The following is a 24,746-nucleotide window of genomic DNA, read 5'->3' on the forward strand; positions in this document are numbered from 1 at the left end:
CCCTTTTCTACAAACCTTCATGGTTAAACTGCATATCTGTTTTGTAATGGTACCCATGCCACTGTATATGTTCTGCTACTAGGGCTTTCGGATTCAACGTAATGCCTTCTAAGACTTCTTTTTTAAAGACTTGATAACCCATACGGTCCACAATATAACCGATATGCTCCTTTGGCAAACTTGTATCAATATAGCGTTCTACAAAACCATAGGTATTTTTAATGATTTGAGTGATTTCTTCTTCTGTTGCCCACTTAATGAAGGGCATGGCCAATCTAGGGTTTTTCTTGCCTGTTCTGCCCATAATGACCATTCTATAATACTTTTCTTCGCTTCTCGTCCAAGCCCCAGCCGGACATTTTAGTATACATTCACCGCATCCGATACATTTTTCAATATCTCTTTCGATATTATAATCCTTAACGCTTAAGGCACCGGTCACTTTTTTCTTACAATTGTCCACGCATGCCTCGCAAGTGATACATCGTTTGCTATCATATTGAGGCTCTGTCAAACAGATAATGCCAAAGTCCTGCATATGGGCTTTAATACAATCGTTAGGACAACCGGTCACAGCGATTTTGAAATGAAAATCATGGGGATAAACGGCTTTTTCAAGGCTGTTTGCGATTCTGGTCGTGTCATCATTGGCATAAGGACAAACACGGTTGCCAATGCAGGCTGAGATATTTCTTGTACCTGCTGCCGGATAACCACCATCACCATAATCCACGTCAAGGCCAAGGGATTCAATAAGGGGACGGATCATCTTATTAATTTCCGGGATTCGATCAAAGTCGATTCCTGGACATTCAAAACCTTGTCTGGTGGTCAAATGAACGGTACCGTCACCAAATTTTTCTGCTACTTCTTGAATGATTTGAAAATATTTGGCTTCCAGATGACCACCTGGTACCCGGACTCTAAGGGCGGTTTTATTTCTAATTTTTGTGATTCTATACGCATTTTTTGTCACTAATTTTCGATCTATACTCATGAGCACGCCTCCTTAGTCCAACAATGTTTTTGCCTTGGTATAGTTAAAAACAGGACCTTCTAGGCAAACATAAGTTTCATCAATCTTACAGTGACCGCATTTACCGATACCACAACTCATTTTACGTTCAAAAGACACCCAAATATTTTCTTCAACAAAACCAAGACGTAACAACTCAAGGGTGGTAAATTTCATCATCATGGGAGGACCAACGAGAATGACCGTCTTATTTTCTACATCGGACAAATCCAAATCTTTAATATGGCTTGGAATAAGGCCAACTTTATAAGGCCACGTATCATCCCCTTGGTCAACCGTAAGGATTATAGGCACCTGCTCTTGCCACTTGCGAAGCGTATCTTTAAAAAGAACATCTTTTGGACTTTTAAAGCCGACAATAATCTGCAAACCTTTTATGGCCGCCTGGTTGGATATGAAGGTGTCTATGGTATTTTTAACAGGTGCAAGTCCGGTACCACCGGCTATAACCACCATGTCTTTGTCTTTAAACCATGCCTGTTTAAAACCATTACCATAAGGTCCTCGCATATACAAGGTTTCACCGGGCTTCATTGCAAAAAGTCGATCTGTAACCCTGCCTACTTTCCGAATGGTCATGGTAAGTGTATCCGTGTCAAAATCAGAAATGGATATAGGGGCTTCGCCCACACCCGGAAGGGACAGTTGCATAAACTGACCACCCACGAACCGGTCCTTGGCTTCAAAAACGAAGGTTGAATCTATTTCCGTCTCTTTTTGTGTAGTTAATAAAGTATAAGGTCTTGGCATATAAGGATTATTCATGACTTTCCTCCTTTATGATCTCTGATAACTTGTTGATACATTTTGAAAAAGAAATGTATTCCGGACATACATCATCACATCGACCACAGCCCACACACATATGCTCACCAAAGCGTTTATGATAGTCATTGACTTTGTGCATGGTTTTAAAACGCATTCTTTCACCATTTTGTTTTCTAAAACCATGTCCCCCTGCCATATCTGTATAGCCTTTAATATGACAACTTGCCCAAACCCGTCGGCGTTCACCGAGCAGACCATCATCACTTACTTCAACATCCTGCATGGTAAAACAAGAACAGGTAATACAGGAGGTATTACATCGGCCGCAGGCAATGCATCTTCTTGTGTATTCTTTCCATAAAGGGTGTTCAAAAAGACTGTTGTTCACCTTGTCTATTGGTGGTATCTCCACTTTGACTTTATTTTCTTTAATATATTCAGGCACAAAAGCTGTTTTCCTCACCTGACTCAAGTCTTCGGTAACCAGTGTTGGGTCCACAACTTCTAGCAATGAATGGTCACCGTCAAAGCGAATGGCCGCTTCATAATCTGTATAGGTATTAGATCCCATAGAGATGCAAAAACAGGTGTCAAACCCCTCCGTACATTCAATCATAACATATTTGACCAATTGCCTTCTACGTTCATAATAAGCGTCCTTAATATCCCCGTTTTTAAGGAATATGGTGTCCAATCGCCTAATGCCGTTTAAATCACAGGGCCTGGCAAATATTAAAATCGGCTTCGTATCAATTTTAGGTTCCACAATCTGTCCATCAATAAAATGGAACAAGGTTTCTCTAATTGGCATTAAAAACTCTTTAGGCGAGTAAAAGGCCTTTTCCTCTAATACCAAATCTTCAATGTCTTCAAAGATACCATACACGATTTTGTCCGTATCTGAAAAGGTACCTTTTGCTTTTTCTCGGATTGGACCCACCAACCTATATTGCTTGGCTAATGTCTTAAAATATGCCTTCATCTCTTGCTGTGTCAGTTCATACCCCATAACTTCACTCCTTTATCCTTCTATAGTATACTTAAATCTTATCGCGCCCCATAAAATAGTAACTTCCACCTAGAATCAGACCACCACCAACAAAATTCCCAAGGGTTACCGGAATCAGATTCTTAAAAACACCTAATATAGATACAGTTTCCGGATGCTCCAACCATAGACCAATGGTAAAAATGGTCATGTTTGCAATGCTGTGTTCCATACCCGTAGCTATAAAAGCAAACAGACACCAGAAAATCATGATGAGCTTGCCGGATTCACTCTTAAGTTTAATTGAGGATAACACCGCAAGACATACCAAAATATTACATAGTATACCTTTAAAGAAAAGTTCAATAAATGAACCATTCATCTTCACTTCAGATACTTGAAGGACAAAATCGCCAACGGCATTACCTTCAATCCCTGTCATATAAAAAAGCGTACCAATGATGATGGAACCTATGAAATTACCGGTGTAACTTAGTCCCCAGCTTTTACTGGCATCTGAAAGTGTTATTTTTTTATCAAAAATACCCATAACATGAACCATATTATTCCCTGTAAAAAGCTCCGATCCGGACATAATGACTAGGCTAAGAGCGATTCCAAAACCAAGACCCATATATATTTTTCCATAAGGACTACCGGCCACTTGAGCTGTACTGCCAATAACCATAATGAGTATAATACCTATTCCTACATAGGCACCTGCCAAACCAGATGCGACTAAATATCTGCCAATACCACTTTTCATGAAGTTGATTTTGTTGACAGACCCTTGGCCTACCGACATAAGGATTTCTTTATACATAAGATTACCTTTCTCTCTAAAGTTATCATATATTTAACAAATGTTCCACTGATTTAATGCTTCAGAAAAAAGCAGTCAGCCATTAATCATCCTGTTATAATGGCTGACTGCTTTTCATTCATTTTCTACTGATTAAGTTGTTCAATGAGATCTTCTATATTAAGACCATGAATTTCTGCCGCTTGACTTAAGGACTCCATTTGAGATGAAGGGCAACCTAGGCATCCCATACCATTAGAAATCAAAATACCTGCAGCATCTTCTTTTTTACTTAATATTTCACTGATTAACATATCTTTTGTAATGTTCATATCGTTTCTCCTTTTCTAAGCTCTCATTATTGTATGTTTTTGCTTGGGTTCTTTTTCATATTGGTACGTGAATTTATCGGTATTTCCTTCAACAAACCCTTTGATAAAGGCCGCTCTAAAATTGTAATAATAACCAACGTCCATCCCTTCGGATATCCAATTATCTTGGTGGACACATCTATTGGTTAACCATATAACTTGTTGATCATCTTGTTCAATGACTTCATTAACCCGGTCACATGGCATGCCCTCTAATAAATAGTCATTAAGAGTCACAAAAATCTGATTAGGATCTGTAAATGTTTCATTTCGCTCAATGGCTTTTTCTTTTCCTTTATTGTAATATACCGCAACCACTGTATCTGCTGCTTCTTTGACTTGATCATTTAGGACTTTGATGATTGCAGCTTGTCTTTGCTCTGCTCTATTAATACTGGTTTGAAGCCAGCCATGGATATTACTTGTATCAATCAAGGACTCAATAGGTTCATCTCCCATAGGATACCCATAATCATCATAAATCGCTTTTAAAGTGTCCTGTGTTAAGATTAAGGGGAATTGATTGATAATGTCCTGTTCAATTTCTTCAAATAATTTAATTTTGTTAAACAACCACGTGTGAATTGGTGCTAAAAATAAGCTCATATTATATTTCCTTTCTTTTTTCATAGATAGCGAGAACCGCTTTTTTATACTGATCAAAACCAACGCGATCAATCATAATGCCCAGTTTTTCTCCGGTATCTGCCATCTCACAATAGGTATCAAACACAGCATCTACCATAAGAAAAACTTCTTCTTCAGTAAGTTGGCTTGCAACTTCATCCGGCAATCTCGGATGAAAGCCAGCACTGCCACCGACTCGGACAATGTAGCCTTCAACATCTGCTAGTACGACTATGTCTTTAGCATTAGCACTTGTACAGGCATTTCGACAGCCGGCTACAGCGATCTTAACCCTGTTAGGTGCCGCTTTTCCGTAGTAACGCTTTTCAAGGGTCATGCTGATTTTCATAGAATTTTGTTTGGCTCTTTTGCAAAAGGAAGCCGGACACATCTCAACATTCTTGACGGAATAAGGGGACAATACGCCCGGTTCCATACCAAGATCTGCCCACGCAGCGTCTACCTCTTCTGCCTTGAGCCCAATAATCATGACCCTTTGTCCTGATGTGATTTTAAGAGTTGCTTTATATTTTCTTGCCACTTCTGCAAGGCGTATCATGTTATCCGGCGTAATAAAACCACCAGCAATCCTTGGCGTAATGGAGTAGGTTCTTTTATCGTTTCTTACCTTTTGAAGATTTGCATACCTAGGATTCGACATGAATGGCTCCTTTCTTATGAGTTTTGATTTGTCTTATGTGCCTATTATATATATAATAAGTCAATAATTCGGTATCCTATGTTACCTTATTGTTTGGAGACACGCTTTGCTTACTATTTTTTGCAGTAGAATAATTCTTTGATGCTAAACCATGATAGACTTTTAAAAAGTACAAAAAAATAGCCACTATGATAAATCATGAAGGCTAATATTGACTATTTGCAATTATTGTAAAAGGGGTCAGCCTTCTTTACCATGCACAATGTACTTATGAAATAAAAAAGCGATCTTTTTTATAAATCAAAGATCACCTGTTTATAATATCTTTATTTCTTTTTTATTTTAATCACACGATCTTCCGTGACAATGTAGTCCATGATTTGGTCTTTACTCTCGTAGGGTAGCTGATTTTCCAGATGGTTCTCATAAGCTAATCCAACTTTTATAAGACCTGGATGGGCGTTCAGATAATTATCATAATAACCACCACCATATCCGATTCGATTCCCTTTAAGATCAAAACAACAACCGGGTACTAGAATCAAATCCCCTTCTCTTGGCTCATAGACAGCACTTCCAACTTTGGGTTCCATTACACCAAATGTGCTTTTTTTCAACTGTTCTGGACCGATGTAGGGAGAGAAAGCCATATCTTTTTTATCAATAACCCTCGGTACTAAGAAATCATAACCTCTGTGGTTCACCATGTCTTTTATAAAAAGACAATCCACTTCATTTTTCATAGCAATATAGCCAAAAACATTACAGGATTGGTTAAAAAAATCTGCTTCTAGAATGCGTTTGGCGATTTTCTCACTCTTACGACTTACATCAGAAAAAAACATCTGTTGTCTTATAAATAAATGTTTTGCTCTATAGTTTGTTTTATCCATCACTTTTCCTTCTGATGGGCGTTATGCTACCATCGGCTTCTACAAAACTTGCTTGACTTAAAGTTGCCTTGACGCCATTTTTCCAGCTTTCAATATAAGCCTTTCTCAATACTTGTTGTTCTCCTTTTTCCTTTTCATTCAAGCCTTCTGATTTGGATTTTTTGGCCAAAAAATTAATACGTTCGATTTGAGATTGATCCATTTCAAACCTCCTTTTTATAACGCTTTAAATAAAGTTCCAACATCTTCACCTGCGAGTATATCCAGCAAGACATAAGGGCGATCTGCGTTAGCTATAACCATATCAATATGTGCTTGTGTCGCAATCATAGCCGCTTGAAGCTTTGTTACCATACCGCCCGTTCCAACAAGGGTGCTTGAACCTGTTGCCATTTTAAGTATATCACCGTTGATTTCCATGACTTTCGGAATCAACTCTGCCTCTTCATGACGCACGGGATCCTTCGTATGTAGGCCGTCAATATCCGAAAGCAGTATGAGTAAATCAGCTTTAACGAGCGTAGCAACAATCGCTGACAAGGTATCATTATCGCCGAATTCAATCTCATCAGTGGCTACAGTATCGTTCTCATTTACAATCGGAATGGTTCCATAATCCAACAAGGCATTAAACGTATTGATAACATTATTTCTACTTTTTTCTTCTGTGGTAATATCTTTTGTTATGAGTACTTGCCCTGCTATGATATTATATTCTCTAAAAAATTTCTGATACATACGCATCAAGGATGCTTGTCCTACCGAAGCAACCGCTTGTTTCTTATCCATATCTAATGGCTTGCTTTGTAGGTTTAATACACTAATTCCTGCTGCCTGTGCACCTGATGATACTAAGATAACATCCAGGCCACTGTGTTTCATGTCCGCCAGTTGACGAATGAGTTTTTCCATCTTTGTTAAATTAATATGCCCGGTATCTTTGAAAGTCAAAGAGGATGAACCCACTTTTACAACAATTCTTTTCTTGTTGATGAATGCTTTTCTATCCGTCATATCCACAACTCCTATGCCAAGATGTAATCTGTTTTATTTTACAACAATAAGCCAGCCTAATCAATCCTTTAGACCTATTTTGAAAAGTTTCATGATTAGTAACAAAAAAAAGGCTTGAATACGTAAAAATAAGGTAGGTTCTACTTAATGATGCTTGTAAAACCTACCGATTTATATGCGAACTGTATAGATGCGTTATCCTTTATAGACTTGGATTATGATCGTCTTTCTTAGCAGCATCGATTTGCTTCATGTTTTTGCTTTTCTTTATACTCTTTTTATAGATTCTAATCCCTATGAAAATCATGAAAGCTGTAAAAAGTAGATATGGTGAATTGGCTACTACATAGACGATTAAATCTTCAAAGCCTTCCTTGATATCCATAAAAGTGTTTTTAATACCTTGACTTACACGTTCGCCTAGCGTAATAGGTTCTTTTTCGATGATTGTTGGTTTTAGAACTTCTTGAACATTAACGTGTATGGTTGAATAACGAACACTTTCACTCATGTTTCTTAGATTGCTTGTATACCGTTCAATCTCATATCGAACATTCTGAAGTGCATACTCCAGTTGGATGACATCTTCAAGCTTCTCAGATTTTTCTAGAATAGCAAGAAGTCGATCCTCTTGTACTTTAAGTGTTTCCAGTCTAGATTCTACATCTACAAATTGACTGGTTATATCTTCACGGCCTTCATTAGCATTGAGTACTTGGCCTATGGTTTTAAGTTCTTCAAACATAGCTTCAAATTGTTCAGCCGGAACTTTTATAGCATAACGGCTGGATCTTCTCTGGGCACCACTTTCATATATTTGACCGCCATAACTTTCTGAACTTTCCACATAAGCGTTGTATTTGCCTATAGATTCTTTTAAAGTTGTTATGGTTTCATCATATTCAAGGGTTTCTAAAGACATATGACCGGTTTTAATAATCTTACGTTCATTAACAACCATGGAATCAGGTAAGGGTTCTCCGTCATCAAAGCTTTTTGATTCTTCAACGGTCATTTCCATTTCTACACCAGCTTCTTCTGTAGCTTCTTCTGTAGCTTCTTGTGGCATAGAGGGTGCACTTTCACCATAGTCCATAAAGCCGGATTCATTTGAACTGGTACTGGTTGCTGAATCCTCTGTCATTTTGCTTTTTTGAGCACCACATGCGGACAAAACAAGTACCATCACCAGCACACTTACAATCCCAATTTTTAAACGCTTAAATCTTTTCATCGTCAGTCTCTCCTTTTCTCTCTCACTATATCTCTCTTGATGTATACTATATTATCTATTATAATCATTCTGACGTAAATCGTCGATTTTTGTTCCATTTTCCACTTTTATTCGTAGGTTAAAGCGTCAAAATTAAGTTTCACTATAATTACTTTAAATATTTAGATTACGTTGATACATTCGTAACTATATATTGAAAGTAAAAGTTCAACTATCTAGTTTTGACGCTTTAACCTATGTTATAATAATTTTATAGTCAACATAATAGAAAGGCGGTATCTTATGACATCTACAACAACACATACAAAAGACTTGACCCCTATAGAGCAATTGGAAAAACTAGACCAAAGCCTAAGTGCACTGGGCTTTTCCGAGGCCCTTATTTTCTGGGATTCTGCAACACTGGCACCGAAGAATGCTGTAAACGGACGTTCAGAGACACTTGTTCACCTATCTGAATTCTATTATAACACATTGGTGAATGAACACATCCATCAGGTGCTCATCGATTTGGAAGCCACTAAAAATGACTTAAATGATCTGGAAAAATCTAAGCTTCAATTTTTTAGAGAAGAATATGATAAAGTGGCCTGTGTACCTGTAGATGAATATGCTGCATTTAAAGGTCTACAAGCCCTATCCTCTGATGCTTGGGAAGAAGCTAAAGAAAAAAATGATTTTTCTATTTTTGAACCTTATCTCCAAAAAGTTATTGATTTTCAGCGTAAATACATCGAATATAGAAACAAAGGTGGGCATCCTTATGATACCTTACTTCAAGATTATGAACGGGATCTCACGGTAGAAATCACCGATCAGTTTTTCGACCGTTTAAGAGCGGTCATCGTTCCCTTAGTTCAGAAGATTAAAGACAGTGGCGTCACTGTTTTATCTCCTTTTGAAGGCGTCTCATACGATGTCAAAAACCAAAAGCAACTATCTGATTTGTTACTTGAGAAACTGGGCTTCAACAAAGATAGTGGCATTATTGCTGAAAGTGTCCATCCTTTTACCATGAACATCACAAAAGATGATGTTCGTATTACGACTCACTATTACGAAGACAATATCCTTTCTAGTCTATACAGTACCATTCATGAATGTGGCCATGCACTTTATGAACAAGATATTGATGTGGCTTTAGGTTTTAGTCGATTAGCAACCGGGACCACCATGGGCATTCACGAGTCTCAATCCAGAATCTATGAGAACAATGTTGGACGCTCAAGGGTGTTTTGGGAAACCTATTTTCCTTTACTAAAAAACCTCTTTCCAGACCAATTGGGTGATGCTACGCCCGAAATTTGTTACAAAGCCTGCAATTATGTACGACCCACATTAATCCGTATTGAAGCGGATGAACTAACTTATGCTTTGCACATTATGATACGCTATGAACTGGAAAAGCAGATTTTTGAAGGTAAATTAAATGCGAAAGATTTGCCAAGTGCTTGGAATGAACTCTATCAAAATTATCTTGGTATAACACCTGATTCCGATGCCAAAGGCGTTTTACAAGATGTCCACTGGTCAGAGGGCCTATTTGGCTACTTCCCTTCCTATGCCCTTGGTAGTGCTTATGCTGCACAATTTGAAGTTGCTATGAACAAAGATTTTGATGTGAACAAAGCCATCACTGACGATCAACTGATCCTTATAAAGAATTGGCTTGCTGATAAAATCCACAAATACGGATCGACTAAGACGCCGGAAGAAATCCTTCTAATAGCTACTGGCGAACCTTTTAATCCGAAGTATTTTACAGATTATTTGTTGAAGAAATACAGTGATTTATATAACTTAGGTTAAAGTATTAAAAAAAGCGTCCAATTCTGGATGCTTTTTTTGTTTAACCTTATCGTCTATGGAAGGGTTTTCATAGTTCCAAATTAAATTTTATCATTCAATATCGACTCCGCCACCTTCATACCATCCAGTGCTGCCGACATAATACCACCCGCATAACCTGCCCCTTCACCACATGGATAGAGACCTTTAACCGAACTCATATAGGCCTCATCTCTTAAAATACGTATGGGTGAAGATGTTCTAGTCTCAACACCTGTTAAAACAGCATCCTTTCGGTCAAAATCTTTGATTTTCTTACCGAATGCTTGAATGCCTTCTTTTAAGGCTTCTGCTACAAAATCAGGTAAAGCTTGATTTAGATCCGCCATGGTATATTGACCCTTTATATTAGGTTTAACAGCTCCAAAGGCTGTTGTGATCCTATTATTGATGAAGTCGTCCAGTTTTTGAACAGGCAAACTGTAATTAGAACCGGCGATCTCAAAGGCCTTTTTCTCCCATTTTCTTTGAAAATGAACACCGGCTAATAAATCATTACCACCAAAGTCCTCAGGTAGTACATTGACCAACAATGCACTGTTTGCATTGATTTCATCTCTTTTAAAATTACTCATCCCGTTACAAACGACATGGCCAATCTCAGAAGCAGAGTTCACCACAAAGCCACCCGGGCACATACAAAAAGTATAGACCGCACGTCCCTCACCTGTTCGATACGTTAACTTGTAATCCGCTACAGGCAGATTAGGATGATGATAGCCTAATCCATATTGTTTCTTTGAGATCATCTCTTGGGGATGTTCAATCCGTAACCCAATGGCAAAAGCTTTTTTCTCCATAGGAATCTTATCTATTATGAGACGCTGGAATGTATCTCTTGCACTATGACCAATAGCCAAAACCACATGATTCGTAGCAATGAGATTACCCAACTGGTCTCTGACACCTATAACAGCGCCATTTTCAATAACCAGTTCGGTCATTTTCCTGCTAAAATGAACCTCACCACCAAGTGCAATGATTTTAAGGCGTATGTTTTCAACGACTTTGATCAGATAATCTGTACCGATATGAGGCTTGTTCACATAGCGAATTTCTTCCGGTGCGCCTGCTTCAATAAAGGTATCTAATATTTTGTCCATTCGATAGAATTTGTCTTTTACCCCTGTGTTAATTTTTCCATCGGAGTAAGTACCGGCGCCACCTTCACCAAATTGTATATTAGATTCTACATCCAGTTTTCCGGTTTTGAAGTAGGTCTCTACATCTTTAATGCGCTCATCAACCGCACGTCCACGTTCAAGCAATATGGGTTTAGCCCCTTGTTCTGCCAGAATAAGTGCTGCAAAAAGGCCTGCCGGTCCGGCACCGATAACGACCGGTCGTTTCTCCGGTATTTTTATTGGACCTTTTGGTTCGTAAGATGGTATTTCTTCTTGATATGTCAACTTTGATAGTTTTTTATTGGAGGATGCCGCCATTAGCACATCAACAGAATAGACAATCTTTATGGCTTCTTTTTTTCTGGCATCTACAGATTTTTTAATGATCCTAATTTCTGTATTTGGTTCAAGCCCATAGATTGTTTTGACCAACTTATATAAATCATCGACCTTATGATCCAATGGCATTTTTATTTGTTCAATTCTATAATAGCCCATCATTATCCCTTACTGGCACTTACGCCTGCTACATATCCTGAGCTCCATGCCCATTGTAGATTAAACCCACCGCAATCGCCATCCATATCCAGTATTTCTCCACATAAAATGACATTAGGATATTTTTTACTGGTGAGTGTTGTTGCAACTACTTCATGGCAATCAACGCCTCCAGCAGTAACCTGTGATTGATTCCATTGCCTGGTTCCTGTAATACTAAGCCTAAAAGCCTTAAGCCAATGAACAATCAATTCCCGTTGCTTAGAGGTGATTTGTGCCCCTTTGTCTCTTGGATTCATGCCACAATCTTTGATTAAGGGGATAATCATTTGCTTGGGTAGCAAGCCCACGAAAAAATCCTCCAGCACTTTATAGGACATTCTTTCAATACGTTTTAGCAACATCTGATCTAAGGCTGTGCTGTCAAGCAATGGCACCAAATCACCATGAATCTCAATGTTTTTTTTGTGATTTTTAATGGCTTGAGCCGCCGTTCGACTTACATCCAATATTGGCGGTCCGGATAGACCGTAATCTGTAAAAAGGAGTTCCCCATAAGCGCTCTTAAGATGTACGTCATCAACGACCAAATCCACCTTAGCCATCACTTTAGTTCCTTTAAGATGTTTAAGGTAGGCATAATCTGATTCAAGTTGAATGAGAGATGGATAAGGCTCAATTAGATTCATTCCCAGTTCTTTGGCTATTTGATAGCCACTACCGTTAGAACCCAGGTCCGGAGTGGATTTGCCACCACCTGCCAGAATCACATAATCACCATAATATTTATTTTTTTTAGTATGTACCACCACCCGCTGTCCTGCGTCCACATGAACTACGTCTTCATTGCATATAACTTGTACATTCTGGCGGTCCAGTTCATAGAGCAGTACATTCAGAACTGAAGCTGCCTGAAGTGAATATGGATAGAGCTTCCCCTCATCCAGTTCCAGTATGGGAATACCTAGTGCTTCGAAAAACTCTAAGGTTTTGCTTAAATCAAACTGAGGGTATATATGATCATATAAATTTTGACTGTCTGAATGAAAGCGACTTTCCTCAATGAATCTGTTGGATATGTTGCAGCGACCATTGCCGGTCGCCAATATTTTTTTGCCAATACGATCTTTACGTTCTAATAAAATTACTTTTTGCCCCAGTCGTGCAGCAGTTATAGCGGCCATTATGCCGGAAGCCCCACCACCTATGACAATCACTTTGTTTTTACCCATACCATCACCTACATCAATCTTAATCTTTTTGCTAGAGCAACCAGTTTATTTCCTTTTGGGAAAATCAAGAGTTCCACTTCCGTTATGCCACCGATTTTTATAAGCAATATGACATAGAATAGACCACCGATCATTATAGCTGTCAAAGTGCCAATGACATTCGAATTGCTCATGGCCATAACCATCATATGGACCACCATGGCGACTATACCCATCATTAAACCTGCAATTAATGGGTACATCACCGAAACTCTATAATCCATATTCAAATGGATTTTCTTTTCAATACTTAAATAATTCATTGTTGCCACCAAACCACTAAAAATAATATTAGATAGTACCGCACCAATGAGTCCAAAATCAAAAACATATATCAATATAATCATGAAAACAACTTTCACGCCAAGGGCCACAAGCGAATGGTGTACCGGAACTCGAATCATACCCAGCCCTTGTAAAATACCAATACAAATGGCCGATACACTATAGAAAATAACCGTCATAGCGCCAAGTCTCATGAGCAAAGAAGCAATCTCAATGTTTTTAGCGCCAAAGAGCATCAAAAGAATAGGTTCTGCTAAAAAAGCCAAACCAAATGCTGATGGTATAGATACCAAAAGTACCATCTTGATGGCTTGTTTTCCTCGGTGTTGCACAGCCGCGTATTCCTTCTTAGCCATAAGGGAAGTAATCCCAGGTATGGAGGCTGCAGCAAGTGCCGATGCAACAGATATGGGCAAGGTTAGAATTAACTTGTACTTAGAAGCCAATATCCCGTACTGCCCTGCTACAAAAGCCGGTTCATAGCCCTGAAACAAAAGTCCCCTTTGAAATAAAACCGTATCCACGAGACCTGAAAGATTGTAAGCCGTAGATCCAATCAACATAGGCACTGAAGTCATAACAATAATCTGCCAGTAATCGAACAAACCGTCCTCAACTGTGGAGACACGATCGCTCGCCATACGTTTTCCAAAGTAGGGTCTGGCCATCCTGTAAACAAAGATAAGAAACAATAAGCCAAACAAGGTACCTATACCCGTTCCTAGGGTGCCTCCTGCAGCTCCGAAGGCAACACCTTGACCTAGTAAGGCGTAAGCCATGACAAGGCTGAATATGGCGTTAAAAACCTGTTCAATGATTTGCGAGATCGCTGTTGGGACCATCGTATTCATGCCTTGAAAATAACCTCTAAAGACAGCAAGAATAGAAAAAATCAATAAAGCCGGTGCTAAAGCTCTCATAGCGTGCACACTACCAGGTGAACCTATAAGAGATGCCAGATTCTGAGCTTGAAAATACATAACAGATGAAGTGATTAAACCGACAAAGGCGCCAAGAAGCAAGCCCGCCTTAAAAATCTGGTGGGCTTCCTTATATTTTCTTAATGTAATTTTTTTTGAAATAATCTTGGACAATGCTGCCGGCAAAGCATAAGACGAAATAATCAGCATAAAAGAATAGATCTCAAAAGAACTGCTGTAGTATCCCATACCTTCTTCCCCAAGAATATTGACCAAGGGAATTCTATAAAAAAAACCGATTAGACGTACAATCAAAGAAGCAGAAGCTAGGATACCGCCTTGTACAACCATATGATTGGACGCCTTTTTAGTTGATACCATAACCCACCCCCAACTACCTCATCTTTTTATTTATAAATCAAATTTATAGGGTAGTATTTTTGTCATAGGGATTTCTATAATTCCTTTTTCCTCATCGTCAAAAAGCATAACGGCATCCATCATAAATTCACTCATAACTTGGCGGCATATACCGCAAGGATAGGTGAATTTTTTGCTGTTGCTGACCACTGCCAGTTTCTCAAACTCCTGTTCACCTTCAGATATAGCTTTGAAAATTGCCGTTCTTTCTGCACAATTGGTTGCACCAAAAGAGGCATTCTCGATATTACAGCCTTTATATACTTTACCGCTTTTCGTCAATAATGCCGCACCCACTTGGAACTTCGAGTAGGGTACATATGCATTTTCCATGGCTTCATAAGCCATTTGTATTAATTTTTCATTTGTCATCATAGCCTCTATTCTCTTCTTTATTCAAAAAGTAACTTGTCAGTTCGGTTAGTTGGAAAAACTGAAATCCATGTTTTTCCAGGATACATGATGAGAGGATCACCATTGACATCAAAGTATCTGGTCGGTTCATTATGGCTTTTCTTAGACCAGGTGATTGGAACCATTTCACCTCTTGTTAGATAATAACCATCACCTTCCGTCAATAGATTCATATCCATACGTCCTGCAGAATCACCTTTTATGTTCCAGACACTTGCCAGTTGTATGATAATGTTGTCAAATACCAGTTGCTGACCTGTACCTTCATCAATATGCTCTCCTGTACCGGTTTTCTTATAATTCAAGTACTGAAATCTTTTATAGTTCATGGCATCAGCGTCATAATCAAACCACGCATAATGATAGCTTGAAAAATCCAATATGACTTTTTCCACTTTCTCCGGATCAATCAACTTAATTTCCTCAGAAAAGTCAAATTTATTAACAAAGGCAGGGTCTTTTTCGGTTCGATAACCCTTTTGTTCCCATATTTCCATGATCCTATCTTTTGTCGCATAGGTACTATGAGGACTTTTTCTACTCGGGTCTTTGTAAGCTACGCTTGAAGACATTGCATCTAAATTAGGGGCCCTTAATTTTCTGATGGCATCGTAAGCTTGAGGGCTACCACCTATATGTACAAAAATAGCATCAAAATCAAAAGCAAAGTCCAAATAATAATGTCTGGCACTTCTGACCGGTCCTATTTTATCACCGGTAACATCCTGATAAACAGCATACAGTCTGGTGATGCCACCTTCAACCAATGTCTCATAGATCACATCCGCATCTTCGATACCGATTTGTGGAATGGCATTGTGAATGTTACTAATGACGATCCCCACAGGCCGTCTGTTTATCACATCTTCATCAATATATAAGCCGGTTAAAGGATTCGGTGCTTTACCCGTTAGATCCACGACTTCTTCTACTTCCTCAACTTCTTCCACTACTTCAGGTACTTCTTCTACAACTTCTACAATTTCAGGCTCTTCTACTACTTCTTCTTTCCCACAACCTACAGAAAAGGTCATCAACCCCAATAGAATCCATATACATACTCGTTTTTTCATAGTGACTCCTTTAGTCTTATTTCAGTCTCATTTTTAGTATCATCATGTCGTCATGTTTATTTATAGAATCCTAGCTTTGATAATAGAGTCAAATAATTTTCGGTATAAATATAATTGCACCAATGATCATAGCAACAATAGCTGCAACGAGCGTTGCACCGGCTGCTATGTCTTTAGAATACTTTGCCAGTTCATTGTAGGTCTTACCACAAACCATATCGACCGTATACTCAATCGCTGTATTAAGCAACTCTGCTACTATAACAAATCCGATGGTTAAGACAACAATCAACCATTCTAGAACGCTAATTCTAAAATAGACACCAAAAAGTATCGCAAGCAAACCAAACATTGTATGAAGCTTGACATTTCTCTCTGTTTTGAATGCTTGAATAATACCATTGAAAGCATGAGAAAAACTCGACCTTAGGTTTCTGTTCTTCATCGTTCCATCCCCATATCCTTAAGTATCTCTTTTTGTTTTTGAATCATCATGGTTTCTTCTTCTTCTGTTTCATGGTCATAACCCATCAGATGTAACATACTATGCACCACTAAAAAACTGAGTTCTCGTTCCCTACTATGCCCATAGAGATTGCTTTGCTCGATGACCTTGTCCCATGAAATCACAATGTCGCCAATATAGACTTCATCTGTTTCAGGATTTTTTGGTTCATGTTGTAGCGCTTGGTTGAATTGTTCACCAATTAGAATATTCACCATTGGAAAAGAAAGGACATCCGTCGGCTTATTAATGCCTCTTTGGTCCAGATTAATCTCTTGGATCTCATCACTGGACATAATCGTTACACTAAGCTCTACCGGTTCATGAACACCTTCATAAGCAAGACTACTTTTTATTGCTTTTTCAATAATAGGGTTTAAATCTGACGTTTGATCGCCATATAACCATTCAATATAAACACTCATACACATCACCTATTCGTAGGGTATTTTACCCGCTCATGATACATGCCATTATAAACTTGTATAAATGCTTCTGCAATGAGAGGTAATTCTTTCATTTTCAGCGGACTTGCATCCAATTGTTCTTCCATAAACTTCTGATTTGATATTTCTTTGATGATTTCCCTGATACGGTCTAAATGCCGATCTTCCTCATCAAGAGATGTGACATATGCTTCCACACAATCTGCCAACATAATAATGGCAGACTCTTTGGTACTTGGCTTTGGACCTGGGTATCTGAATGTAGCTTCTTGGTATGCAATACCGTCATCATATTGATTCGCCTTGTGATAAAAATACCCTACAAGAGATGTACCATGATGCTCTCTTATAAGTTCTACAATTCCTTTTGGTAATTTGTGTTCTTTTGCTAACTTAACCCCAAAGGCCACATGTTCTATAATGATTTGAGCACTTGACTCGGCCGCTATTTGATCGTGGGGATTGGGACCGCCATTTTGGTTTTCAATGAAATATTCCGGATCCTTTAACTTGCCCACATCATGATACAAAGCACCAATCTTTGTCATAATAGCATCGCACCCGACTGCCTTTGCCGCTCTTTGTGCCAAATTTGATACCATTTTTGAGTGATGATAAGTACCAGGTGCTTCTACCATCAATCTTTGTAGTAATTTGTGATCCTCGCTCATTAATTCCAGTAGCTTTGTAGGTGTAACAAACTGAAAAATAGCTTCCCAAAGAGGCATGGATCCAACTACTACAATAATACTTAAAAGAATATTGGAAAAAATAAATAATGGCTCCGTTAAATTGAGTTCTAATCCCATCATATAGACTATTAGAATATAAAACACTACACCAAATAGTGAGGTTAAACCAGCTACATAAATAATTTTCTTTCTTTCTTTTGCTTCAATAATCACCAAAGCCGATAAAACACCCACCGGTAAATAAAAGAGATAAAACATCATAGGCAATGGCAGGATCATGCCAATAAGGGCAACACCAAGAATATGGGTTATAATCGCCAATTGTTGATTAATATTGATGGCTATAAGCATAACCCCAACTAGGATGGGCATAAAAAAATATGCGTTTTCACCTATAAAAATGGATGCTGTCCATAAGGAAGATGCTATCAGTACCAAAAATAATTTCTGATTGAAAGGAATTTCTTTGTAAAACAAGAAAATATAATAGCCATATATGGACAATAAACATAAAATGATAAGATTACGTCCGATGATCGAACCGATATCGATTTGATTGTATACCATAAAGAAATTCATTATAACAAGCATCGTAAGGACTGCCAGTATCAACAAAAAACTTCTGATGTTATTTTGAAGTTTCACCTTATCCCTACTTTCCGTAATGTTTTTTTCCATACGTGTTGGACTTATTTTTTTCTTTATGCAATTTCTGGTTCTTCTCATAGACTTCATAGGCATTCACGATTTTTTGAACCAGCGGATGACGTACAACATCTGCTTGTGTTAATTCGATGATACCGATTTCTTCGACATTTTTCAGAATTCGACTGGCCACTTCCAAACCGGAAACTTTATTTTCAGGTAAATCTTTCTGAGTGATGTCACCAGTAATAATGGCTTTAGAACCGTAACCAATTCTAGTGAGAAACATCTTCATCTGTTCCGGCGTGGTGTTTTGGGCTTCATCCAGTATGATAAAAGCATTATCTAAAGTTCTACCTCGCATATACGCTAGAGGTGCTACTTCTATCAGGCCTTTTTCCATATTGGCTTGATAGGCATCCGCGCCCATAATCTCATGAAGCGCATCGTATAAAGGTCTAAGGTATGGATCCACCTTGCTTTGTAGATCACCCGGTAAAAAGCCTAATTTTTCACCGGCCTCAATCGCCGGTCTGGTCATGATGATTCTATTAACCTCTTTTTTCTTAAAAGCGGTTATAGCATGTGCCATAGCAAGATAGGTCTTTCCTGTACCTGCAGGTCCAATTCCAAAAACAATCATTTTATTCTTAATAGCTTCAATATAAGCACTCTGTCCTGCTGTTTTGGCTCGAATATATTTACCCCGCATGGTCATACAGACAAAATCATCTTTGATCTGATTCAGTACATCTTCCTTTTCTTTATGAATCATATCGAGTGCATAATTAACAATTTGTTCATTAATCTCAACACCTTTAAGGCTACTTTTCATAAGCTGCTTAAGTACCTTTCTGGCTTTGATGGCATCGGCTTCTTCACCGGTAATTCTTATATCATTATCACGATTAACGATACTGACTTTTAATGCTTTTTCTATATGCTTAATGTTAACATCAAAGTCACCAAATACTAAAGTTATTAAATCGTGAGGCATATTAACAAGTACTTCGTTTTTTTCCATCGACAACCTCCCATTGTACCCATTAAAGTTGGGCGCCTATCTATTTTAACATAATTATGTTTTGGATGACCAGTCTTTTGATGTTTTTTATATGTCTTTCCTAGAGAATCAAGAAAAGAAGCTTCGCTTCGTTATGAGCTCTTCTCATATTTCTGAACGATTCGAAAGGAAAGGACCTTAACGCATTCACCTATGTTTTAAAGCTGAATGCTAAAGTATGTCTTTCCTAGAGAATCAAGGAAAGAAGCTTCGCTTCGTTATGAGCTCTTCTCATATTTCTGAACGATTCGAAAGGAAAGGACCTTAACGCATTCAGCTATGTTTTAAAGCTGAATGCTAAAGTATGTCTTTCCTTTCGAATTAAAAAAGTGCCATGGATATCCACGGCACTGCTTTAGTTTAATTATTCTATTGACTTAAACGCTTCTTGACCAATTGACTCACCAGTTTGGTATCTGCTTTACCGGATAACTCATCCGAAAGAACACCCATAACTTTTCCCATATCTTTCATAGATGTGGCACCTAGTTCCTCAATTGTCTTCGATACAATCTCATAGACTTCATCATCAGATAATTGCTTAGGTAAATAAGTCATGAGAATATCAATCTCTGACTTCAATTCGTCGATGAGGTCTAAACGACCACTCTTTTCAAACTCAGGTAAGGCGCTTGTGCGCTTTTTAACCAGGTTTGCAATGATTTTTACATAATCTTCTTCCGAAACATCGATCTTTTGATCTTTTTCCATCTGAAGAGCTGATGTACGTATGGATTGAATCGTATTCTTGCGTAGAGTCTCTTTTTTCTTCATTGCTTCTTTAAAATCAAGAAACAATTGATCTTTTAAACTCATTCAACCATCCTATTCAAATAAATTAGAATTTACGTTTTCTAGCTGCTTCTGATTTCTTCTTACGTTTAACACTAGGTTTTTCGTAATGTTCTCTTTTTCTGATTTCTTGCATGATACCTGCTTTGGCGCAGTTTCTCTTAAATCTTCTAAGAGCACTATCAAGAGTTTCGTTGTCTCTAATCGTTACATTAGACATAGCAATTTCAACCTCCCTCCAGTTGCGTATTGTGCTTGTCCTACAACTAAAGGTAATAATTTAGCACTATAGATGATTATACCACAATAATAATATTCGTCAACCTAATTTACAAAAATATTGGGTTTTGTCTACTTTACTTGGAACCTGTAGAATAATCCGTCAAAAGTCGGCTCATCTTCCATATAATGCTTCATATGATCCATCATTATGGTGTTGGCATATGCAATCCTCTGTTGATCTGTTCCGGCCAATGCCAAGTCCTTTGGTATATCAAATGTTGGTATAACTGAGATTGCCTTCTGCGACCAATGGGTATAGGTAGGTGTATAGGCAACTTCTACGATTTCCGGACGTTGATCGTCCACTTGTCCCACCACCACTTCAAAAATCAAGCCAATATCCTTATGAGGGCCCTTACCATCCACATTTCTTTGTGAAGAAATAAAGTTGCCCAATGAATAAATCACAACCCCGACTCTTGTACTGCCGTCTTCTTCTACGATTTCCTTCAAGGCCATCGGTTGTAACACATGAGGATGACCCCCTAATATAATGTCCGCACCGGCTTCAAAAAGCTGATTCACTATAGGCTTTTGATAATTCTCATCCGGTAATGCTTTATACTCATTCCCATAATGAAGCATCACCACCACAAGACCATTGGTGGTTTTTTTGGCTAATGAAACTTTTTCAAGCATTTCATTGACATAGGTTTCATCGTACATATCCAGATGATTCACCATATAATCTTCATCTTCTTTGAGTGTAAAACCGTTCATACCATAGGTATAGCTGATCATCGCAAATTCAATCCCATCTATATCAATGATCTTGATGCTACCTTCATCTTCCTTCGAAGCATAGGTACCTATATGTTCTATTTGATTTTGATCTAGTACTTCCAAGGTTCTAAGTAATCCTTTTACTCCCGTATCAAGAGAATGATTATTGGCTGTTGACACCAAATCAAAACCGGCATCTTTTATATTCTGTGCTAAAACATCAGGCGTGTTAAAAGTGGGATAGCCACTATAACCTCTAAAAGCAGTTTTTTCATTCTTAACTTTTTGTGTACCTACACCACCAAAAGTTGTCTCAAGATTACCTACTGCAAAATCCCCAGCTTGAATAATAGGTGATACATACTTAAAGGCGTCAGAAAAGTCATAAGAGGCACCATCATAACCACGTCTCAATTGATAGACATGCATCATAATGTCTCCAACGGATAAAAGTGATACTCTTTTAGTTTCACTAATTGCTTCTTCTTGAATTATTTCTTCTTGAATTACTTCTTGATTCGCATTAACAGGAACTTCTTCGGAATTGATAATTTCCTGATTAATCGGTTTTTTTGGCTCGACCACTTTTCGATTGCCTATAATACAACCCGAAAGAATAACCAGTACCATAAGCCATAAAGTCAAAACTCTAATAAGTCTCATGTCATCTCCTCAAAATATGTTTTTATTCATACTTTTATTTTTTATGAAAAAGCATCTTTTGTCAAGTCATTAAACTTATTTATGTAGCAAACTTTTTTGAACATGTTTTCCAAGTTGTACAACCACAAGTGGTACTAGGGATAAAATCCCAATACTTGTTAACTGAGATATTGATAATGGACTGATTTCAAAGATGCCCTGTAATGGTTTTAGTAAAAGGACAGATCCAAGTAACACGATACCCAAAATCAACGCCAAATAGGTAAAAGGATTCATAAAGAGGGTTTTAAAAGTCAAAGGTTCATCCATACGACAATTAATACCATGAACCAATCTGGATAAACTGAGCGTAGCAAAAGCCATGGTCATCGCCACCCCGTGACCACCTTGATTCAATCCTAAATAGTAAGCCGTCATGGTTACTGTTGCAATCACAATACCTTCTAAGAGCACTTCAATTCCAAAAGCCCTGTCTAGTATTGGCTTACTGGCATCTCTTGGTTTTCGCTTCATTAACTGTCCATGTGCCGGTTCAACACCGATGGCGATGGCAGGTAGACTATCTGTCAAAAGGTTAATAAACAACAAATGAACAGGTGCAAAAGGTGCTTGTAAGCCTACTACTGAAGCGTATAATACAGCAAGTATACCGGCTGTATTACCGGACAGCAAGAATTTTACCGCATTTTTAATATTGTCATAGATACTTCTACCATTATTGATGGCCTTAACGATTGTCGAAAAATTGTCATCGGTCAGTACCATACTGGCAGCATCCTTAGCCACTTCTGTTCCCGTAATACCCATAGCAATTCCAATATCGGCTTGTTTAAGTGCTGGAGCATCATTGACACCATCGCCTGTCATGGCTACTATATGCCCAAGAGACTGCCAAGCACTTACAATACGAATCTTATGTTCCGGTGATACTCTGGCATATACCGAAACACTAGGGACCAACTGAATCAGCTCTGCTTCAGTTAGATCTTCAATCTCAGCTCCTTCGTAAGCCATATCCCCATCTCTTAAGATACCAATCTGTCTCGCAATTGCAGATGCCGTTATCTTATGGTCACCTGTAATCATAATTGGCTTTATACCTGCTTTAATACAGTCTTCTACAGCTGCTGCTGACTCTTCTCTTGGTGGGTCCATCATGGCCACAAGACCAAATAAAATCATTTCATCTTCATGTTCCAAGGTTAACGTCGACTCATCGACTTTACGCCATGCAAAAGCCAACACTCTAAGTCCTTGATCCGACAGACTATGGTTGATTTTTTCATAAGCTATAATATCTGCTTCCTCAATAGGTCGAACCCCGTCTTTGGTTTCAATGAACTTGGATCGCTTCAGTAATACATCAATGGCACCTTTTGTAAAGACAATGGCTTCACCATCGATATGTTGTAATGTTGTCATCAACTTTCTATCACTGTCAAAGGGTAGTTCAGACAATCTAGGTATGGATTCCCTTACCACAAGCTCATCCAAATGTAGGTTTTCCCCCAGATCAACAAGAGCAATTTCTGTTGGATCTCCGATTCTCTTATCTTCTGTTGTAACGGCATCACTGCATAGTAAACCAGCCATGACCAACTTATAATGTAATTTGTCTTCTTTATCAATAGCTGCCACATCTACCAGTTCGCCGTCTGTATAGATATGTTGAACTTTCATTTTGTTTTGTGTTAATGTACCTGTTTTATCCGAACAGATGATTGAAACACTACCAAGACTTTCTACAGAATGCAGTTTTCTAATAATGGCATTTTGATCTGCAAGTTTTCTGGTTCCAAGAGCCAATACAATGGTTACGATTGAACTTAAGGCTTCCGGAATAGCGGCAACCGCTAAAGAGATAGCAAACATCATAGAATCCATAACCCCGGTGCCTCGGTACATACTTAGGCCAAAAACTAACGCTGAGATCATAATAATAAACAGGGCCAGTTTCTTGCCAAACTGATCCAGATTACGTTGCAGTGGCGTCGACTTTTCCTTAGCACTTTTTAACAGTGTTGCAATACGTCCAATCTCTGACTGGGTACCAACAGCGGTAATAACCGCTTTACCCCGTCCATAAGTCACATAACTACTGGAAAACAGCATGTTAACCTGATCGCCCAAAGCTACATGCTCTTTGTGAATGGGCTCTATCATTTTGTCGACACTAACAGACTCACCGGTGAGTGCACTTTCATTCAGTTGTAAGCTAGAGCTTTCAATAAGGCGTCCATCTGCTGCAATAAAGTCCCCGGCATCAACAATTAGAATGTCCCCAACAACCACCTCGGCTGATGGGATTTCCATGATTTGTCCTTCACGCATAACTTTAGCACTTGGAGATGACAAAGCTTTAAGACTTTTTAGAGATTGTTCTGCTTTAACATGTTGTACTGTACCAAGGATGGCATTGAGTATCAGCACCGCTATGATGACCAATGTACTTTCAAGCTTACCCATAACAGCCGAAACAATAGCCGCAACCAATAAGATCCATACTAAGAAATCTTTGAATTGGGATAGAAAGACCACCATTGGATGAACCGACTTAACCTCTTCTAATTTGTTTTCACCATGTTTTTCAATACTTTCTCTGACTTGTTCTTTTGTTAGACCAACATCTTGTACTTTAAAATAAACTTTTGTTTCTTCCGGTGACATCTGATAAAAATTCTTCATAAA

The 24,746-nt window shown here is 38.4% G+C and carries 25 protein-coding genes; 1 reads left to right on the forward strand and 24 read right to left on the reverse strand.

The features are described 5' to 3' along the window. Positions 1–7 precede the first annotated feature (7 nt). The 11 genes from asrC to PATL70BA_RS01225 form a co-directional block, all read right to left on the reverse strand. Positions 8–997 carry a sulfite reductase subunit C gene (gene asrC / locus PATL70BA_RS01175; RefSeq protein ID WP_125135655.1) on the reverse strand — a complete coding sequence of 330 codons (990 nt, stop codon included), beginning with the start codon at positions 995–997 and terminating at the stop codon, positions 8–10. Between the two features lie 12 nt (positions 998–1,009). Continuing rightward, positions 1,010–1,801 carry an anaerobic sulfite reductase subunit AsrB gene (gene asrB, locus PATL70BA_RS01180; RefSeq protein ID WP_125135656.1) on the reverse strand — a complete coding sequence of 264 codons (792 nt, stop codon included), beginning with the start codon at positions 1,799–1,801 and terminating at the stop codon, positions 1,010–1,012. After that, on the reverse strand, positions 1,794–2,813 hold the full coding sequence (asrA, locus tag PATL70BA_RS01185) for an anaerobic sulfite reductase subunit AsrA (RefSeq protein ID WP_125135657.1): 1,020 nt from the start codon (positions 2,811–2,813) through the stop codon (positions 1,794–1,796). Before asrA ends, asrB begins: the two co-directional genes overlap by 8 nt. Before the next feature lie 31 nt (positions 2,814–2,844). Continuing rightward, the gene (locus PATL70BA_RS01190) at positions 2,845–3,615 is read right to left on the reverse strand and encodes a formate/nitrite transporter family protein (RefSeq protein WP_125135658.1); all 771 of its coding nucleotides are present in this window, start codon (positions 3,613–3,615) and stop codon (positions 2,845–2,847) included. Between the two features lie 125 nt (positions 3,616–3,740). Next, positions 3,741–3,926 (reverse strand): DUF1858 domain-containing protein, encoded by a 186-nt coding sequence (locus tag PATL70BA_RS01195; protein WP_125135659.1) that lies wholly within the window; start codon positions 3,924–3,926, stop codon positions 3,741–3,743. A 15-nt stretch (positions 3,927–3,941) separates the two neighbouring features. Then, positions 3,942–4,571 carry a hypothetical protein gene (locus PATL70BA_RS01200; RefSeq protein ID WP_125135660.1) on the reverse strand — a complete coding sequence of 210 codons (630 nt, stop codon included), beginning with the start codon at positions 4,569–4,571 and terminating at the stop codon, positions 3,942–3,944. 1 nt (position 4,572) lies between these two features. Then, complete coding sequence (locus tag PATL70BA_RS01205; RefSeq protein ID WP_125135661.1) at positions 4,573–5,253, reverse strand: nitrite/sulfite reductase domain-containing protein; 681 nt, start codon at positions 5,251–5,253, stop codon at positions 4,573–4,575. A 326-nt stretch (positions 5,254–5,579) separates the two neighbouring features. After that, positions 5,580–6,146, reverse strand: a complete 567-nt coding sequence (locus PATL70BA_RS01210) for a 5-formyltetrahydrofolate cyclo-ligase (RefSeq protein WP_125135662.1) — start codon at positions 6,144–6,146, stop codon at positions 5,580–5,582. Beyond that, positions 6,139–6,348 carry a DUF896 domain-containing protein gene (locus PATL70BA_RS01215; RefSeq protein ID WP_125135663.1) on the reverse strand — a complete coding sequence of 70 codons (210 nt, stop codon included), beginning with the start codon at positions 6,346–6,348 and terminating at the stop codon, positions 6,139–6,141. The genes PATL70BA_RS01210 and PATL70BA_RS01215 overlap by 8 nt, the downstream gene beginning before the upstream one ends. A gap of 14 nt (positions 6,349–6,362) precedes the next feature. Then, a complete protein-coding gene (proB, locus tag PATL70BA_RS01220) occupies positions 6,363–7,166 on the reverse strand; it encodes a glutamate 5-kinase (RefSeq protein ID WP_334295023.1) in 804 nt (267 codons plus the stop codon). A 196-nt stretch (positions 7,167–7,362) separates the two neighbouring features. Beyond that, on the reverse strand, positions 7,363–8,394 hold the full coding sequence (locus PATL70BA_RS01225; protein ID WP_125135665.1) for a DUF4349 domain-containing protein: 1,032 nt from the start codon (positions 8,392–8,394) through the stop codon (positions 7,363–7,365). A 282-nt stretch (positions 8,395–8,676) separates the two neighbouring features. Between PATL70BA_RS01225 and PATL70BA_RS01230 the strand changes: the two genes are divergently transcribed. Further along, a complete protein-coding gene (locus PATL70BA_RS01230; RefSeq protein ID WP_125135666.1) occupies positions 8,677–10,203 on the forward strand; it encodes a carboxypeptidase M32 in 1,527 nt (508 codons plus the stop codon). An 80-nt stretch (positions 10,204–10,283) separates the two neighbouring features. Here PATL70BA_RS01230 and PATL70BA_RS01235 read toward each other — a convergent pair whose 3' ends face one another. The 13 genes from PATL70BA_RS01235 to PATL70BA_RS01295 form a co-directional block, all read right to left on the reverse strand. Then, complete coding sequence (locus PATL70BA_RS01235) at positions 10,284–11,867, reverse strand: NAD(P)/FAD-dependent oxidoreductase (protein ID WP_243115942.1); 1,584 nt, start codon at positions 11,865–11,867, stop codon at positions 10,284–10,286. Then, on the reverse strand, positions 11,867–13,096 hold the full coding sequence (locus PATL70BA_RS01240) for a BaiN/RdsA family NAD(P)/FAD-dependent oxidoreductase (protein ID WP_125135667.1): 1,230 nt from the start codon (positions 13,094–13,096) through the stop codon (positions 11,867–11,869). Before PATL70BA_RS01240 ends, PATL70BA_RS01235 begins: the two co-directional genes overlap by 1 nt. An 8-nt stretch (positions 13,097–13,104) precedes the next feature. Further along, positions 13,105–14,721 (reverse strand): putative polysaccharide biosynthesis protein, encoded by a 1,617-nt coding sequence (locus PATL70BA_RS01245; protein WP_125135668.1) that lies wholly within the window; start codon positions 14,719–14,721, stop codon positions 13,105–13,107. Positions 14,722–14,751: 30 nt separating this feature from the next. Then, positions 14,752–15,132 (reverse strand): cytidine deaminase, encoded by a 381-nt coding sequence (locus PATL70BA_RS01250; protein ID WP_125138367.1) that lies wholly within the window; start codon positions 15,130–15,132, stop codon positions 14,752–14,754. A 20-nt stretch (positions 15,133–15,152) separates the two neighbouring features. Beyond that, positions 15,153–16,247 (reverse strand): DUF3048 domain-containing protein, encoded by a 1,095-nt coding sequence (locus PATL70BA_RS01255; protein ID WP_125135669.1) that lies wholly within the window; start codon positions 16,245–16,247, stop codon positions 15,153–15,155. 88 nt (positions 16,248–16,335) lie between these two features. Beyond that, positions 16,336–16,692 (reverse strand): diacylglycerol kinase family protein, encoded by a 357-nt coding sequence (locus tag PATL70BA_RS01260; RefSeq protein WP_125135670.1) that lies wholly within the window; start codon positions 16,690–16,692, stop codon positions 16,336–16,338. Then, positions 16,689–17,177: an rRNA maturation RNase YbeY gene (gene ybeY / locus PATL70BA_RS01265; protein WP_125135671.1), complete on the reverse strand. Its 489-nt coding sequence runs from the start codon at positions 17,175–17,177 to the stop codon at positions 16,689–16,691. The genes PATL70BA_RS01260 and ybeY overlap by 4 nt, the downstream gene beginning before the upstream one ends. Positions 17,178–17,182: 5 nt before the next feature. Further along, positions 17,183–18,568: an HDIG domain-containing metalloprotein gene (locus PATL70BA_RS01270; RefSeq protein WP_172596051.1), complete on the reverse strand. Its 1,386-nt coding sequence runs from the start codon at positions 18,566–18,568 to the stop codon at positions 17,183–17,185. After that, positions 18,543–19,559, reverse strand: a complete 1,017-nt coding sequence (locus PATL70BA_RS01275) for a PhoH family protein (protein ID WP_125135673.1) — start codon at positions 19,557–19,559, stop codon at positions 18,543–18,545. Before PATL70BA_RS01275 ends, PATL70BA_RS01270 begins: the two co-directional genes overlap by 26 nt. Positions 19,560–19,967: 408 nt before the next feature. Beyond that, the gene (locus tag PATL70BA_RS01280; protein ID WP_125135674.1) at positions 19,968–20,414 is read right to left on the reverse strand and encodes a GatB/YqeY domain-containing protein; all 447 of its coding nucleotides are present in this window, start codon (positions 20,412–20,414) and stop codon (positions 19,968–19,970) included. A 22-nt stretch (positions 20,415–20,436) separates the two neighbouring features. Then, positions 20,437–20,610, reverse strand: a complete 174-nt coding sequence (gene rpsU / locus PATL70BA_RS01285) for a 30S ribosomal protein S21 (RefSeq protein ID WP_125135675.1) — start codon at positions 20,608–20,610, stop codon at positions 20,437–20,439. 131 nt (positions 20,611–20,741) lie between these two features. Further along, complete coding sequence (locus PATL70BA_RS01290; RefSeq protein ID WP_125135676.1) at positions 20,742–22,058, reverse strand: CapA family protein; 1,317 nt, start codon at positions 22,056–22,058, stop codon at positions 20,742–20,744. A gap of 75 nt (positions 22,059–22,133) precedes the next feature. Beyond that, complete coding sequence (locus PATL70BA_RS01295) at positions 22,134–24,743, reverse strand: cation-translocating P-type ATPase (RefSeq protein WP_125135677.1); 2,610 nt, start codon at positions 24,741–24,743, stop codon at positions 22,134–22,136. Between the last annotated feature and the right edge of the window lie 3 nt (positions 24,744–24,746).

It is taken from the genome of Petrocella atlantisensis (assembly GCF_900538275.1).
Lineage (GTDB): Bacteria > Bacillota > Clostridia > Lachnospirales > Vallitaleaceae > Petrocella > Petrocella atlantisensis.

Bases quoted from the DNA above. Each gene is read 5' to 3' on its own strand.
- asrC (WP_125135655.1), bottom strand. From the start codon at position 997: ATGAGTATAGATCGAAAATTAGTGACAAAAAATGCGTATAGAATCACA.
- asrB (WP_125135656.1), bottom strand. From the start codon at position 1,801: ATGAATAATCCTTATATGCCAAGACCTTATACTTTATTAACTACACAA.
- asrA (WP_125135657.1), bottom strand. From the start codon at position 2,813: ATGGGGTATGAACTGACACAGCAAGAGATGAAGGCATATTTTAAGACA.
- PATL70BA_RS01190 (WP_125135658.1), bottom strand. From the start codon at position 3,615: ATGTATAAAGAAATCCTTATGTCGGTAGGCCAAGGGTCTGTCAACAAA.
- PATL70BA_RS01195 (WP_125135659.1), bottom strand. From the start codon at position 3,926: ATGAACATTACAAAAGATATGTTAATCAGTGAAATATTAAGTAAAAAA.
- PATL70BA_RS01200 (WP_125135660.1), bottom strand. From the start codon at position 4,571: ATGAGCTTATTTTTAGCACCAATTCACACGTGGTTGTTTAACAAAATT.
- PATL70BA_RS01205 (WP_125135661.1), bottom strand. From the start codon at position 5,253: ATGTCGAATCCTAGGTATGCAAATCTTCAAAAGGTAAGAAACGATAAA.
- PATL70BA_RS01210 (WP_125135662.1), bottom strand. From the start codon at position 6,146: ATGGATAAAACAAACTATAGAGCAAAACATTTATTTATAAGACAACAG.
- PATL70BA_RS01215 (WP_125135663.1), bottom strand. From the start codon at position 6,348: ATGGATCAATCTCAAATCGAACGTATTAATTTTTTGGCCAAAAAATCC.
- PATL70BA_RS01225 (WP_125135665.1), bottom strand. From the start codon at position 8,394: ATGAAAAGATTTAAGCGTTTAAAAATTGGGATTGTAAGTGTGCTGGTG.
- PATL70BA_RS01230 (WP_125135666.1), top strand. From the start codon at position 8,677: ATGACATCTACAACAACACATACAAAAGACTTGACCCCTATAGAGCAA.
- PATL70BA_RS01235 (WP_243115942.1), bottom strand. From the start codon at position 11,867: ATGATGGGCTATTATAGAATTGAACAAATAAAAATGCCATTGGATCAT.
- PATL70BA_RS01240 (WP_125135667.1), bottom strand. From the start codon at position 13,096: ATGGGTAAAAACAAAGTGATTGTCATAGGTGGTGGGGCTTCCGGCATA.
- PATL70BA_RS01245 (WP_125135668.1), bottom strand. From the start codon at position 14,721: ATGGTATCAACTAAAAAGGCGTCCAATCATATGGTTGTACAAGGCGGT.
- PATL70BA_RS01250 (WP_125138367.1), bottom strand. From the start codon at position 15,132: ATGACAAATGAAAAATTAATACAAATGGCTTATGAAGCCATGGAAAAT.
- PATL70BA_RS01255 (WP_125135669.1), bottom strand. From the start codon at position 16,247: ATGAAAAAACGAGTATGTATATGGATTCTATTGGGGTTGATGACCTTT.
- PATL70BA_RS01260 (WP_125135670.1), bottom strand. From the start codon at position 16,692: ATGAAGAACAGAAACCTAAGGTCGAGTTTTTCTCATGCTTTCAATGGT.
- ybeY (WP_125135671.1), bottom strand. From the start codon at position 17,177: ATGAGTGTTTATATTGAATGGTTATATGGCGATCAAACGTCAGATTTA.
- PATL70BA_RS01270 (WP_172596051.1), bottom strand. From the start codon at position 18,568: ATGGAAAAAAACATTACGGAAAGTAGGGATAAGGTGAAACTTCAAAAT.
- PATL70BA_RS01275 (WP_125135673.1), bottom strand. From the start codon at position 19,559: ATGGAAAAAAACGAAGTACTTGTTAATATGCCTCACGATTTAATAACT.
- PATL70BA_RS01280 (WP_125135674.1), bottom strand. From the start codon at position 20,414: ATGAGTTTAAAAGATCAATTGTTTCTTGATTTTAAAGAAGCAATGAAG.
- rpsU (WP_125135675.1), bottom strand. From the start codon at position 20,610: ATGTCTAATGTAACGATTAGAGACAACGAAACTCTTGATAGTGCTCTT.
- PATL70BA_RS01290 (WP_125135676.1), bottom strand. From the start codon at position 22,058: ATGAGACTTATTAGAGTTTTGACTTTATGGCTTATGGTACTGGTTATT.
- PATL70BA_RS01295 (WP_125135677.1), bottom strand. From the start codon at position 24,743: ATGAAGAATTTTTATCAGATGTCACCGGAAGAAACAAAAGTTTATTTT.